Genomic DNA, 14,832 nt, shown 5'->3' on the forward strand with positions numbered 1-14,832 from the left:
AGGATATTCCTTCTCCAGCTGCAGGAAGTCGTCGAGGAACGGTATCTCCTCCAGCGCACGCGCTCCATAGAAATAGTGCATCTCACGGTCACGGCAGTTTCTCGTTCTCAGCATATGCATGATCTGAGCACGCAGCGGAGCCATTCCGGCGCCTCCGCCCACCCATATCATCTCGCGCTTGGTGTCGTATTGCGGACGGAACTCACCATAAGGTCCCGACATGACGACCTTGTCGCCCGGCTTCAGCGAGAAGATGTATGACGAGGCGATACCCGGACTGACATCAAGGAATCCCTTGCCCTGGTCTTTCGGCTTGAAAGGCGGCGTGGCGATACGAACGTTGAGCATGATGATGTCGCCCTCATCGGGATAGTTTGCCATAGAATAAGCACGGATGGTAGGCTCGGTGTTCTTGCATTTCAACGAGAACAGTCCGAAGTCTTTCCATGCCTGCATATATGTATCGCCGATGAGCGACTTGTCGATATCCTTGTCGAAATCCATGTCGAAGGCTGGAATACGGATCTGAGCGTAGGATCCCGGTTCGAAGTGCATGTGCTCTCCCTTTGGCAGAGCCACGGTGAACTCCTTGATGAAGGTGGCAACGTTGCGGTTTTCTATCACCGTGCATTCCCATTCCTTCACTCCCATCACCTCTTCGGGCACCTTCACTTCCATGTCGCCCTTCACCTTCACCTGGCAGCCCAGACGCCAGTTGTCTTTAATCTCCTTGCGCGAGAAATGCGGTTTCTCGGAATCGAGAATCTCGCCGCCTCCACGCAGCACCTGGAGTTTGCACTGTCCGCAGCTTGCCTTTCCGCCGCAAGCCGACGGCAGATGGATGCCGTTGTCGTTGAGGGAGTTCATCACGGTGTCGCCCTGCTCCACTTCAATCACGTTGGAGCCATTGACGGTGATTGTCACCTTGCCGCTCGGACTAAGATATTTCTTTGCGACCAGCAGCACTATCACGAGCACGAGTATCACTGCAAGGAATACTCCGATGCTGGCCAATATATAACTGATGTTCATTGTTTGAATTCTGTTAAAGTTATTCTGTCAACTTATCTACTCGTCTATATTTTCAATCCCGAGAAACACATCATCGCTATCGCCATGAGTCCTACGACGATAAACGAGATTCCGAGTCCCTGTAATGGCTTCGGCACATCGCTATACTGCATCTTCTCCCTTATGGCTCCCATGCTCACGATGGCGAGAATCCATCCCAGACCAGAACCGAGGGCATATACGAAGGCGTCGCCCACGCTGCCCAGATACTGGGTGTTTGAAGGGTCGAGGTTGATGCGCTGCTGCATGAAGAGCGACGCTCCCATGATGGCACAGTTAACGGCGATGAGTGGCAGGAAAATACCGAGCGCTCCATAGAGAGTCGGCGAGAAACGTTCAACCACCATCTCCACCAGCTGCACGATGCCGGCGATTACCGCGATGAAGAGGATAAACGAGAGATAGCTCAGGTCTACCCCCTTGATGATACAGTCGGGGCCGAGCACCTTGGTCTGCAACAGGTAGTTGGCAGGCACGGTGACCACGAGCACGAACGTCACAGCGACGCCGAGACCGAGCGATGTCTTCACGTTCTTGGATACGGCAAGGAACGAGCACATGCCGAGGAAGAATGCGAAAATCATGTTGTCCACGAAGATGGACCTAAAGAAAAGGTTTATCAAGTGTTCCATTTACTTCTCCTCCTTGTAAAAATAAGCACGATGAATCCATATCACCACTCCGATGAGGATGAGCGCCATGGCAGGCATGGTCATCGTTCCGTTGTTCAAATATCCCATTTCGTAAACACTCTTTGGCAGGATTTCAAATCCGAGCAGCGTTCCTCTGCCGAGCAGCTCTCTCACCGCTCCCACCACCACGAGGATGATGCCGTAGCCGAGTCCGTTGGCGAAACCGTCGACAAACGACGGCCAGGGCTTGTTCTGCATGGCGAAAGCCTCAAGACGACCCATAAGGATACAGTTGGTGATGATGAGACCTACGTAGACAGAGAGTTCCACGCTGACATCATAGACGTATGCCTTGAGCACCTGGCTCACGATGGTAACGAGGGCTGCCACCACAACGAGCTGCACCACGATACGGATACGCGTTGGCACGGTGTTGCGGATGAGCGAGATGATGAGGTTGCTGAATGCCGTGATCACGGTCACGGCGAGTCCCATCACAAGGGCAGGCTTGAGCTGCGACGTGACGGCGAGTGCCGAACAGATACCGAGCACCTGAACGAGCACCGGGTTCATGAAATTGAGAGGCGCTGTGAAAACGCTTTTTATCTTATTTTCCATATTATCATTGCTTCTTTAAATGATTACTGTTTCTCACCATCGCTGCCGTTCTGGCCTTCGGTTTGTGCGGCCTGTCCAGCGAACAGTTTTCTGTATTTTGCGAAGCCCTCTTGCAACATGTCGCTCACTCCCACAGAGGTGAGGGTAGCTCCCGTCACGGCGTTCACCTCGCAGCTCTTGTCTTTCACTTCGCTCTCCTTCTTCACCTTTATCACCGGTGTGCCATCGGCGCCATAGATGGTCTTTCCGCGGAAGAGGTCCTGCCAAGCCTTTGAATCCTTGATTTCGGCTCCCAGTCCGGCTGTCTCGCCCTCATGGTTGAAGTATGCGCCATAAATGGTGTTGCAGTCTTCGTTAACGGCGATATATCCCCAGATCGGTCCCCAGAGTCCCATACCGTAAACAGGCACCACGAATTTGTGCTTGCCGTCTACGGTGCAGTAATAAACTGCGAGTTTGCCTGCCTTGTAGTCGGCGCTGTTGAGAAGGAATCCTGCAGTCTCGCCACCTTTTCCGCCCTTGGCTATCTCTTTGCCGTCGGCATTGATGACAGCGTCGCGGTCTACCACTTTTGCATACTGTTCGGCACTCTCCTGGTCGGAGAGGTTGCGGATGTTGAGGGCGGCAAGTATCTGCTTCTTCTTGTCGAGCGCCACGTTGACGTCTTGCGCCGGCTTCAGCGAACTGCTCACAAAGGCGAGCAGGAAAGCCACCACTACAACCATTATGCAGCTGTATGCTATGATGTATGTATTGCTATTCTTGTTCATAATCAGTATTTTATACCTTATTGTTATTTCTTGGCTCGTTTCATTCTCTTGCTGATGTTTGCCTCAACAACATAGAAGTCGATTGCCGGAGCCATCATGTTGCCGAAGAGGATGGCGAGCATCATTCCCTCTGGATATCCGGGGTTCATCACTCTGATGATTACGGCGAGTGCGCCGATGAGTATGCCGTATATCCATTTGCCGGTCTCGGTGCGTGCCGATGTCACAGGGTCTGTAGCCATGAACACCGCACCGAAGCAGAATCCGCCCAGCACAATATGCTCATACCACTCCACAGGGGTCTGTCCTGTGGCCTGGAAAATCGCTGCCATCACGCCTCCGCCGAGGAACACGCTGAGCATAGTCTTCCATGAGGCGATGCCTGTCCAGAGGAGTATCACGGCTCCGATGGCTATCGCTATGACACTGGTCTCACCGATACTGCCGGGAATGAGTCCCACGATGCTGTCGAAGAGCGATGCCGACGGTGCAGAGCCCTGTGCCATCTGTCCGAGAGGAGTGGCGCAGGTGAAGGCGTCGGGCAGCGTGTTGCCGAGTCCGAAGATGCTGTCGGTGGCAACCCACACCGAGTCGCCGCTCATCTTCGTAGGATAAGAGAAGAAGAGGAACGCACGGGCGAGAAGTGCCACGTTGAAGATATTCATTCCGGTGCCGCCGAAGATTTCCTTACCGAAGATTACGGCAAATGCCACTGCGATGGCGATACACCACAACGGGCAGCCAACGGGGAGAATCATCGGGATGATGATACCACTGACGAGGTAGCCTTCCTGTATCTCCTCACCTTTCCACTGTGCCCAGGCAAATTCTATTCCCAGACCTACCACATAGCTGACGAGCAGCTTGGGCAGCATCACAAGGAATCCGTAGGCGAACATCTCCAGGAGGGTGCCTGTCTGGTGTGCTGCGGCATAGTTCTGGTAGCCGATGTTATACATTCCGAATAGGAGTGCCGGCAGCAGTGCGATTACCACCATACTCATTATACGCTTTGAGTCGATGGCATCGTGGATATTGGTGCCGCTCTTCGATGTGGTGTTCGGGACATATAGGAATGTCTCGAAGCCATCGAAGACGCTGCGCAGCGAATGCAGCTTGCCGCCTTCTTCGAAGTTCGGCTTTATTTTGTTCAGATAGTTTCTTAAAAATGACATGGTCTGTTGTATTTATAGTTAGCTGTTTTCCTTTCTCAATATGTCGAGTCCCTGACGCACGATGTGCTGCAGCTCGAGCTTGGAGGAGTCAACGAACTCTGCCAGGGCGAAGTCTTCAGGACTCACCTCATATATGCCGAGCTGTTCCTGCTTGTCGATGTCGCCGGCGATGATTGCCTTGATAAGATATTCGGCATAGATGTCCATAGGGAACACCTTGTCGTATTCGCCGCTCATTATCATGTGGCGCTCGCCGCCTTTCACTCTGGCATCGAGGCGATACTCCCTGTTCTTGCCGAAGAGCCATGAGAAATAGCTTCTCGACACGCTGAACTGCTTCAGGCGTGGCATTATCCAGCCTGCCAGCTCGTCGGCGTCGTTGCCTTCGGGGATTATCGTCACCTCGCTGGTGTGTGCGCCGAGGAAACGGCTGTATGATGCAGCACCTGTGTCGGCAGTTTTCTCCACCGGTTTGCCTGTCAGAGGGTTGCCCATGATGATGCGCACGTTGTCGCCACGGTAGGCTCCTGCCACGAGGGTTTCGATATCCTGTCCCACGAGCATGTCGGCGTAGCATGGGGCTGTAACCTCAGAACCGGCGAGGGCTACCGTGCGACGGAGGTCCACGCGGCCGCTATTGAAGAGTCTGCCGAAGAATATCACCGCCGTAGGGTCTACGGTCCATACCACTTCGCCCTTGTTCACGGGGTCGATGTGATTGACCTGCACTCCCACGTTGCCTGCCGGGCACTTGCCCTTGAAGGTCACCACCTCCACATCGGCAGCGCTGATGTTCTGCTTGTCGCCGACGCCGAGATAGGTCTTCGCCATCTTGCTGAGCGCCGTGAGTCCTGTCTGGAAATCTTTCTCCTGTCCCTCAAGTTCGAATTCGAAATCGCCTGCCAGCGGCATATCCCTGAGAGCGGAAACGAAAATAGCTTTAGGCTTTGTCTGCGGATTGGTTGACACGGCATAGGGCAACTGGTTGATATAACCGAAGAGGCCCGCTTCGAGAAGTGACTTCTCCACATCGTCGCCGGTCATCTCTTTCACGTTTTTCACTCCGAAGTCAACAAACTCCTGATTTGCGTCGGCTTTCACCCTCACGCTGAGGAGCTTTCGACGGTCGCCGCGTTCTACAAGACAAACTTCTCCGCTGACCGGTGAAGAGAATCCCACTTCGGGATAGTCTTTGTTGATGAACAATACATCGCCGGCCTTGACTCTGTCGCCTTCTTTCACCATCACCTTTGGTTTAACTCCCTCAAAAGAGGATGGCGTGAGGGCAAACACCTCACCGGGCATCAAGACGCGCTTTGTCTTTTCTGCCTTGCCGGCAAGGTTGATGTCAAGTCCACGACTTAATCTAACAAATTTTGTCATAAAATACTTGTTTAATTATTTTGCTAAGACACTTATACCATTGGAAACAAATTCTCGGCAAAGATATAAAAAGTATTTATATTATATATAATTTGGATTTTAAAAGTCTATTAACTATTTAATAAAATGAGGTTTACCCTACCCTTTGTCAAGCGTATATTACAAATCACATGCACTGTGGCAAGCAATTTGTGAATTAGGAGACCAAAGCGAACAACGCGCCGCTGACATATATTTGGTTTCTCTCTGGGTTTTCGGATTTCCGAATCTACAGCCAGTTCCTTTCACCACAATTATAGTCTTTCCATAAAAAAGATTTGGCACTTAAAGAGAAATGACGTAAATTTGCACACGCATTGACATTTTTTATCGCAGATGGAAAATTGACAATTTTATCACATGATGGGAATCGACAAAACTACAGACATTCTGAAACAGGCGGCGGAGAGTCTATTATCTCCGGAATGCTCCACGGGAGGCCGTCTACGACTGCATTGCGATGGCAAAGGATTGCTTTCGGACAATGGCATTGAGGAAATTTTGAAGCGTTTCCCACCTTATTTTATATCAGTACATCCGGCGGTGTTACCGTGTCAATACAAACACACTCTCAAGACAATAAGCAAATAAGTATCATAGATTTTTAATTCAATAATGGAACAGGAATTTGAGCTCATCGCCAAAACCTTCATGGGTCTTGAGCCCGTATTGGCACAGGAGCTAACGCAACTCGGAGCTAACAACGTAGAGATTGGTCGCCGCATGGTGTCGTTCACCGGCGACAAGGAGATGATGTATCGCGCTAACTTCCAACTGCACACGGCGATTCGCATTCTAAAACCGATAAAGCATTTCAAGGCCCAGAGCGCCGACGATGTTTATAACGAGGTGAAGAAGATTGACTGGAGCAAGTATCTCGACCTGAAAGATAGCTTCGCCGTTGACTCCGTGGTATTCTCCGACGAGTTCCGCCACTCTAAGTTCGTGGCATACAAAGTGAAGGACGCCATCGTTGACCAGTTCAGAGAGAAGACCGGCAGCCGTCCGAACATCTCGGTGTCGAACCCCGACATACGCCTCAACATGCACATCGCCGAAGACCGCTGCACGCTGTCGCTCGACTCGAGCGGTGAGAGCCTGCACCGTCGCGGATACAGACAGGAATCGGTGGAAGCTCCTCTGAACGAGGTGCTTGCTGCCGGAATGATCCTCATGTCGGGATGGAAGGGCGACACTGACTTCTACGACCCGATGTGTGGTTCGGGAACTATCGTTGTGGAGGCTGCCCTCATAGCACGCAACATGGCACCTGGACTCTTCCGCAAGGAGTTCGCATTCGAGAAATGGAAGGATTTCGATGCTGACCTCTTCAGCAGCATATACGACGACGACTCGCAGGAGCGTGAGTTCACACATCACATCTACGGTTCTGACGTGGACATGAAGGCTGTGAACACTGCCATCATGAATGTTAAGGCTGCCGGACTGAGCAAGGACGTGACAATCACATGTGCCGACTTCAAGGACTTCAAGCAGCCTGAGGGCAAGGCTTTCATGATAACCAACCCGCCATACGGCGAGCGTATCTCTACACCGAACCTGCTCGGAACATACAAGATGATTGGAGAGACGCTGAAGCGCAACTTCAAGAACGGCGAGGCCTGGGTGTTGAGCTACCGCAAGGAGTGTTTCGACGAGATCGGACTGAAACCGTCGCAGAAGATTCCTCTCTATAATGGTTCGCTGGAATGCGAGTTCCGCAAATACCTGATGTTCGAAGGCGGTTTCCGCGAGTTCCGCAGCGAGGGAAATATCCTGAAGACTGAAGAGGAGAAGAAGCAGATGGCTGAAAAGCACCGCTTCAAGGAGCACCGCGAATTCAAGAAGCGTCTCGACGAACCGGAGCATCTGGACGAGGAGGAAGACATCCGTTCGTTCAAATTCCGCAAGAGCCCGTATGCCGACGCACTGAACTTCGGCAAGAAGGCTGACAAGAAGCCGAGAACGAAGACCCGCCGTGATTTCGACGACGACGACAACCGCCGCGGACGCAAGAACTACGACAAGGGCGGAAAGAAGTTTGACCGTGGCGACCGACGTGGCGGAAAGAACTTCGACAGGGGATATGACAGAAAAACAAAAAAGTTTTAACTGATATAATGATGAATAAAAACCTTATCAAGACGGTGGCACGACGAGTTGCCGCTGCTGCCGCCTGCATTCTGATCACTATGAACGCAGCAGCACAGTTGAAGCAGTTCTCACTCGAAGACCTGAACTTCGGTGGAACGAACTACCACAACATGATTCCAGAGTATCGCAACATCACATGGTGGGGCGACGAGCTCGTGCTCCGCAACGCTGAGGAGTGTAAGCTCGTAAACAAAGCCAACGGCAAAGAGACGACTCTCTTCACCGAGGCACAGCTCAACGCATGGGCGAAGACCAACGAGGATTCCAAGATACTGAACCTCGGCTGGGCACAGTTCCCATACGCCGGCAAGAGTCTCGTGCTCATCGCCAACAAGCAGGAGCGCATGCTCATCGACTTCAAGAAGAAAGCGGTGGTATGGCGCCAGGCTTCAAAGGGACAGGAGTTTGCCGACTGGAACAACGCATCGAAGGCTGTGGCATACGTTAGCGACCACAACCTCTACGTTATGGACGCTGAAGGAAAGACGACACAGCTCTCTACCGACGGCAGCCGCGAGATTGTATACGGACAGGCAGTACACCGCAACGAGTTCGCCTCGATGAAGGGCACATTCTGGAGTCCGGACGGAACGAAGCTCGCCTTCAACCGCATGGACCAGTCGATGGTGGCTGACTATCCTCAAGTGAACACCTTCGAGCGTGAGGCCACCTATGAGCCTGACAAATATCCTATGTGCGGAATGACGAGCCACAAGGTGACAATCGGCGTGTATGACATGAAGACGGGAAAGACGGTGTATCTGAAAGCCGGCGACCCTACTGACCGCTATTTCACCAACCTGGCATGGGCACCGGACGGCAAGAAGGTGTATATGTTTGAACTGAACCGCGACCAGAACGACTGCCGCCTCACCGCATACGACGCAGAGACAGGAGAGAAGACCGGTGAACTGTATCGCGAGGTGGACGAGAAATACGTGGAGCCTCTCAACCCTATCGTGTTCCTGCCTTGGGACAAGTCACAGTTCATCATGCAGAGCCGTCAGGATGGCTACAACCACCTGTATCTCTGTACCCTCGGCATACACGGCAGCAGAATGGCAAGCAACACGGAGTCACTTGAAGTAGAGCAGCTGACAGAAGGAAAATGGGAAGTGCTCAGCGTGCTCGGTTTCAACAGCAAGACAAAGAGCATCATATACAAGTCTAACGAGGCAAGCCCTATCCAGCAGAACGTATACTCGGTGAGCGTGGCCAACAAGAAGCGCACACGCATCGATGAAGGCGGCAAGGGATGGCACGAGGGTTCGACAATTAGCGCCAGCGGCAGATACCTGCTCGACAACTACCAGGAGCCTACGGTGCCCCGTCGCATCGTGGCTATCGACACTCAGACAGGCAAGAGCCACTGCATCCTCAACGCCAAGGACCCATGGAAGGAGAAGGGATACAACATTCCGGAATACTCTTGCGGCAAGCTGAAGGCTGCAGACGGCACTACCGACCTCTACTGGAGAATGGTGAAGCCGGTGGATTTCGATCCTAACAAGAAATATCCTACTGTGGTTTATGTATACGGTGGCCCTCACGCCCACAACGTGGACGCACGCTGGCACTACAGCTCTCGCTCATGGGAGACATACATGGCGCAGAAAGGCTATCTGCTCTTCATCCTCGACAACCGCGGAAGCGAGCATCGCGGAAAGGACTTCGAGCAGGCTACATTCCGTCAGCTCGGACAGGAGGAGATGAAGGACCAGATGAAGGGAGTGGAATATCTCAAGTCGCTGCCTTACGTTGATCAGGACCGCATGGGCGTTCATGGATGGAGCTTCGGCGGATTCATGACAATCTCGCTGATGACAAACTATCCTGACGTGTTCAAGGTGGGAGTTGCCGGCGGACCGGTAATCGACTGGAAATGGTATGAGGTGATGTATGGTGAGCGCTATATGGACACTCCGGAGAGCAACCCGGAGGGATATGCAAAGACTTCGCTCCTGAACAAGGCCAAGGATCTGAAGGGCAAACTGCAGATCATCACTGGTATGAACGACCCTACCGTTGTTCCACAGAACTGCCTCATGTTCCTCAATGCCTGCAGCGAGGCCGGCACTCAGCCTGACTTCTTCGCTTATCCTGGCGAGGGTCACAATATGATGGGTCACAAGAGCGTTCACCTGCATGAGCGCATCACACAGTATTTCGAGGATTATCTGAAATAAACCCCAATTTGGGATAATCACATTTTCTTGACTCTACATCAGTCAAGACTGCTATCACAACGAGGGCTTCTGCGATTTGCAGAGGCCCTCGTTGACATAAGGGATATAAAGAAAACGTGGAGCAGATGAATAAAAATCATCGTCAGTATGCTTGTTTGCGGATAATTATCACTACCTTTGTAAAATACAAAAAACAAACGGCATAATTACCGTTTGGGGAATATGTTAGAGCACCACTGGCAATGGCTCCGCCATGATAATCCGAACCACTCAAAAAGATTCTTCAATATGACATACATTATAATAGTAACCACATCGATTATCTCATATCTGATACTGAGATACGGATTCGGCATGGACGACCCGGAAACTTTCATGAAAAGCATGGGCATTGGAGTGATAGCAGGAATAGCTCGCTTGGTATACAAAAGCCATAAAAGGGAACAGGAAATCGAGGCCGATGCAGCAACAGAATCTTCAACAACAACCGCATCTTCAACAGAGAAGACTATGAAACAGACAGACAACAACATGGAAAGCAGCAGGACGGGAACGAAAGACCTGTGTCTGCAACTGCTCGACAAGCATGGCATAGAGTATGAACAGGACAACGAGAACAAAGATGAATACTGGATTGAATACAAAGGTGAGCGGATGTACCTGAGAATGAGCAACGAAAGACCGTTCATCACCATCTTCGACACGTTCTGGAGAAAATACCCGGCGGAAAACCTTGAAATGGTATCGACGGTGAGAAAGGCGATAAACATGGCAAACCTGAACTACAACGGGTTCAAGTTGCTATACTCCTTCAACGAAGACTCCATGTGGCTACATACAAGCGTATTCATGCTGATGATTCCGGAGATACCAGACGTGGAGATATTTTTCACCGAAACACTTGACCAAACGATATTCTCACACAGGGCATTCGACGAGGTGATGTTCGAAGTCATGAAAGAACAAAAGAATGATTAACTATAATTACGCACTATTGTGTGACAGTAAAATACATACCAAGTTATTTTTTCACCGTCACTATTTGGCGATAAACACTTTATATTGTAATTTTGCACCAAATATAAACAAAAGAAACTCTATTTAGATTATGAAAATACTCCTTTTAGGCAGCGGCGGTCGCGAGCATGCACTGGCTTGGAAAATAGCACAGAGCAAGAAAGTGGAAAAACTCTTCATCGCTCCGGGCAATGCCGGAACAGCTCTCGTGGGCGAAAACGTGAATATCAAAGCCGACGACTTTGAGGCTCTGAAAAACTTCTGCGTGGACAACGGCGTCAACATGGTGGTGGTAGGACCTGAGGACCCACTGGTGAAGGGCATCTATGATGACTTCAAGAACGACAAACGCACGAAGGACATCCCGGTAATCGGTCCGTCGAAGAAGGGCGCCGTGCTCGAGGGCTCTAAAGACTTTGCAAAGGGATTCATGGAGCGCCACGGCATTCCGACAGCGAAATACAGGACTTTCGACGGAACATCGCTCGAAGAGGGACTGAAATTCCTGGAAACGCTGAAGGCACCATACGTGCTGAAGGCTGACGGACTGTGTGCCGGAAAGGGTGTGCTCATCCTCCCTACCCTGGAAGAGGCAAAGAAGGAACTGCGCGAGATGCTCGGCGGCATGTTCGGAAACGCATCGGCACAGGTGGTGATAGAGGAATTCCTGAGCGGTATAGAATGCTCGGTGTTCGTGCTCACCGACGGCAAGGACTACAAAATCCTGCCTGAGGCTAAGGACTACAAGCGCATCGGAGAGCATGACACGGGCCTGAACACCGGTGGAATGGGAAGCGTGACACCGGTGCCATTTGCAACGGAGGAATGGATGAAGAAGGTGGAAGACCGCATCATCAGACCTACCGTGGAGGGACTTGCAGAGGAGAACATCGACTACAAGGGATTCATATTCTTCGGACTCATCAACGTGGAGGGCAACCCTATGGTGATAGAATACAACTGCCGCATGGGTGACCCGGAGACGGAGAGCGTGATGCTGAGGATAAAGAGCGACCTCGTTGACCTGCTCGAAGGTGTTGCCGAGGGAAATATCGCAGAAAAGGAGATTGAATTCGACGAGAGGGCTGCCGTATGCGTAATGCTCGTGAGTGGCGGATACCCAGAGAAATATGCCAAAGGCTACCCTATCAGCGGAGTTGACCAGGTGGAGGGAAGCATCGTGTTCCACTCCGGCACGGCAATGAAAGACGGCGAAGTGGTGACCAACGGCGGACGCGTAATCGCTGTGAGCTCCTACGGAAAGGACAAGGAGGAGGCTCTGCAGAAATCGTTCACTGAGGCAAACAAGATCTGCTTCACTGACAAATACTTCAGAAGAGACATCGGACAGGACTTGTAGGAAACAACTGCTGCTGAATGAAAAAGAGAATACAGAACAGACTGGCAGAGAGCCGCTTCGCCTTTCCGGTAATGATCATTTATGGCATAGCGGTATGGCTGGGGGCGGGCACCGTGGCTGAAGGGGCATACCTTCAGCTGGCGTTCTTCGTGGCTTCCACGCTGCTGATGATGATGCTCAACAACACCAACTCGCTGATAAGGATATACAGCCGCATGGTGTCATGCTCGTTCGTGGCAATGACGTGTGCTGCCACATTCCTGTTCAGCTCGCTGGAGAGCTGCGCCACGGGTATGTGTTTCATACTGTTCTATCTCTCGCTGCTGCGTTCTTACCAAGACAAGAGGGCACCGGGAATAGCGTTCTATTCATTCGCATGTCTGGGAATAGCAAGCCTCTTCTTCGTGCAGATTCTGTATTTCGTGCCGTTCCTGTGGATTCTGATGGCATCAAACATGATGGCGCTAACACACAGGATGTTCTGGGCTACAGTGCTCGGACTGGTGATGCCATACTGGTTTGCTGTGGGCTACTATGTGGTGACCAACCAGTTCGACGCATTCATAGACCACTTCGCAGAACTGGCTCAGTTTGAACCGCTCCTGCAATATGAGGCACTCGACATACACCGCATAGCGACATTCGGACTGGTGGTGCTGCTGGCGGTGATAGGAATAATACACTACATGCGCAACAGTTACCAGGACAAGATTCGCACGAGGATGATATTCGAGATGTTCATCACGGTGGACATCCTCTCATTTGTGTTCATCATATTGCAGCCACAGCATTTCGACAATCTGCTGCCGATAATAATAGTCAACACCAGCTGCCTGTTCGCCCACTATGTGGCGCTGACAAGGACCTGGCTCACAAACGTGACTTTCATAGTGATGTGTCTCGCGACATTAGGTTTAACAATTTTCAACTTGATGCCATGACGGAATTTCTTGCACAATTCGGATACCTCGGCATGTTCATATCAGCACTGCTCGCCGGCAGCGTGCTGCCTTTCAACAGCGAAGTGGTGATAGGAGCACTGAAGGTGATGGGACTCGACCCATGGATACTGCTCATAGCCGGAACGGTGGGCAACGTGCTCGGCGGACTGTTCAACTACTGGATAGGCACCTTCGGACGCATGGACTGGATAGAGAAATATCTCCACATCAAAGAGGAGAAGATAGAGAGGGCACAGCGTTTCATGGCGGGACGCGGAGCACTGATGGCATTCTTCGCCTTCGTGCCCATAATCGGCAGCGCCATAACTGTGGCACTCGGACTGATGCGTGCCAACCTGCCCGTGACGACATTGAGCATGACGGTGGGCAAGTTCATAAGATACGCACTGATAGTATTCGGAATACAACTGTTCCAATAAACTGCTAACACGACTGTCTAAAGAAGATTCTGACAGCAAACAGAAAATGATTTTCTGACTAACAACATAAATATAACATTTAAAATTAAGATTATGAAACCTACATTAGTTTTGCTCGCTGCCGGTATGGGCAGCAGGTATGGAGGACTGAAACAACTTGACGGACTGGGACCTAACGGAGAGACCATCATGGACTACTCTATATATGATGCCATACAGGCTGGATTCGGTAAGATTGTATTCATTATCCGCAAGGACTTCGAGGAGGACTTCAGAGAGAAGATCCTCAAGAAGTATGAGGGACACATCCCTGCAGAACTCTGCTTCCAGAGCCTCGACGCACTGCCAGAGGGTTTCTCTTGCCCTAAGGACAGAGTGAAACCATGGGGTACTAACCATGCGGTGATGATGGCAAAGGATGTGGTGAAGGAACCTTTCTGCGTCATCAACTGCGACGACTTCTACAACCGCGACTGCTTCATGGTGATTGGCAAATTCCTGAGCGAACTGCCGGAGGGAAGCAAGAACAGATATGCCATGGTGGGATTCCGCGTTGGCAACACCCTGTCGGAGAACGGCACCGTTTCTCGCGGTATCTGCTCTAAAGACGCCGACGACAACCTCACCACAGTTGTGGAGCGCACAAAGATAATGCGCATCGACGGCAAGGTGAGCTATATGGATGAAGAGGACAAGTGGGTAACAGTAGACGACAACACTCCTGTTTCCATGAACGTATGGGGATTCACTCCTGACTATTTCGAATACAGCGACGAATTCTTCAAGGAGTTCCTCTCAAAACCAGAGAACATGACGAACCTGAAGTCGGAGTTCTTCATCCCGCTGATGGTAAACAAGCTTATCAACGAAGGCACAGCGACAGTGAAGGTGCTCGACACCACAAGCAACTGGTTCGGAGTGACTTATCCAGAAGACAGACCTGGCACCGTGGAGCGCATACAGAAGCTCGTCAACAACGGCGTTTATCCAAAGAAGTTGTTCTAAGATTTCAAGTTGACGAGTTGACAAGTAGACAAGTATACGAG

The 14,832-nt window shown here is 51.2% G+C and carries 13 protein-coding genes; 7 read left to right on the forward strand and 6 right to left on the reverse strand.

Annotated features, from left to right (window positions below; translation table 11 throughout):
* The 6 genes from nqrF to CCC32_RS05850 form a co-directional block, all read right to left on the reverse strand.
* Positions 1-1,032 (reverse strand): NADH:ubiquinone reductase (Na(+)-transporting) subunit F (gene nqrF, locus CCC32_RS05825; protein ID WP_287072974.1); only part of this gene is annotated, 1,032 nt, incomplete at its 3' end.
* A 44-nt stretch (positions 1,033-1,076) separates the two neighbouring features.
* On the reverse strand, positions 1,077-1,703 hold the full coding sequence (nqrE, locus tag CCC32_RS05830; RefSeq protein ID WP_022315610.1) for an NADH:ubiquinone reductase (Na(+)-transporting) subunit E: 627 nt from the start codon (positions 1,701-1,703) through the stop codon (positions 1,077-1,079).
* Positions 1,704-2,321: an NADH:ubiquinone reductase (Na(+)-transporting) subunit D gene (locus CCC32_RS05835; RefSeq protein WP_022315609.1), complete on the reverse strand. Its 618-nt coding sequence runs from the start codon at positions 2,319-2,321 to the stop codon at positions 1,704-1,706. It abuts the gene before it with no gap.
* Between the two features lie 23 nt (positions 2,322-2,344).
* Positions 2,345-3,091 carry an NADH:ubiquinone reductase (Na(+)-transporting) subunit C gene (nqrC, locus tag CCC32_RS05840; protein WP_287072975.1) on the reverse strand — a complete coding sequence of 249 codons (747 nt, stop codon included), beginning with the start codon at positions 3,089-3,091 and terminating at the stop codon, positions 2,345-2,347.
* Between the two features lie 23 nt (positions 3,092-3,114).
* The gene (locus tag CCC32_RS05845; protein ID WP_022315607.1) at positions 3,115-4,266 is read right to left on the reverse strand and encodes an NADH:ubiquinone reductase (Na(+)-transporting) subunit B; all 1,152 of its coding nucleotides are present in this window, start codon (positions 4,264-4,266) and stop codon (positions 3,115-3,117) included.
* An 18-nt stretch (positions 4,267-4,284) separates the two neighbouring features.
* Positions 4,285-5,649, reverse strand: coding sequence for a Na(+)-translocating NADH-quinone reductase subunit A (locus CCC32_RS05850; RefSeq protein ID WP_287072976.1), 1,365 nt, complete (start codon positions 5,647-5,649; stop codon positions 4,285-4,287).
* A gap of 654 nt (positions 5,650-6,303) precedes the next feature.
* On the opposite strand from CCC32_RS05850, the gene CCC32_RS05855 reads away from it, so the two are divergent.
* The 7 genes from CCC32_RS05855 (at position 6,304) to CCC32_RS05885 (ending at position 14,791) form a co-directional block, all read left to right on the forward strand.
* Positions 6,304-7,800 carry a THUMP domain-containing class I SAM-dependent RNA methyltransferase gene (locus tag CCC32_RS05855; RefSeq protein ID WP_287072978.1) on the forward strand — a complete coding sequence of 499 codons (1,497 nt, stop codon included), beginning with the start codon at positions 6,304-6,306 and terminating at the stop codon, positions 7,798-7,800.
* An 8-nt stretch (positions 7,801-7,808) separates the two neighbouring features.
* A complete protein-coding gene (locus CCC32_RS05860; RefSeq protein ID WP_287072980.1) occupies positions 7,809-10,028 on the forward strand; it encodes a S9 family peptidase in 2,220 nt (739 codons plus the stop codon).
* 288 nt (positions 10,029-10,316) lie between these two features.
* On the forward strand, positions 10,317-11,006 hold the full coding sequence (locus CCC32_RS05865; protein ID WP_287072982.1) for a hypothetical protein: 690 nt from the start codon (positions 10,317-10,319) through the stop codon (positions 11,004-11,006).
* Positions 11,007-11,136: 130 nt separating this feature from the next.
* On the forward strand, positions 11,137-12,405 hold the full coding sequence (purD, locus tag CCC32_RS05870) for a phosphoribosylamine--glycine ligase (RefSeq protein WP_287072984.1): 1,269 nt from the start codon (positions 11,137-11,139) through the stop codon (positions 12,403-12,405).
* A 17-nt stretch (positions 12,406-12,422) separates the two neighbouring features.
* Complete coding sequence (locus CCC32_RS05875; RefSeq protein ID WP_287072985.1) at positions 12,423-13,346, forward strand: hypothetical protein; 924 nt, start codon at positions 12,423-12,425, stop codon at positions 13,344-13,346.
* Positions 13,343-13,786, forward strand: coding sequence for a YqaA family protein (locus tag CCC32_RS05880; RefSeq protein WP_022315600.1), 444 nt, complete (start codon positions 13,343-13,345; stop codon positions 13,784-13,786). The genes CCC32_RS05875 and CCC32_RS05880 overlap by 4 nt, the downstream gene beginning before the upstream one ends.
* 93 nt (positions 13,787-13,879) lie before the next feature.
* The gene (locus CCC32_RS05885; RefSeq protein ID WP_287072987.1) at positions 13,880-14,791 is read left to right on the forward strand and encodes a glycosyltransferase family protein; all 912 of its coding nucleotides are present in this window, start codon (positions 13,880-13,882) and stop codon (positions 14,789-14,791) included.
* Positions 14,792-14,832: the final 41 nt, after the last annotated feature.

Source organism: Prevotella sp. LMAG:51 (genome assembly GCF_008680225.1).
Taxonomy (GTDB): Bacteria; Bacteroidota; Bacteroidia; order Bacteroidales; family Bacteroidaceae; genus Prevotella; species Prevotella pectinovora.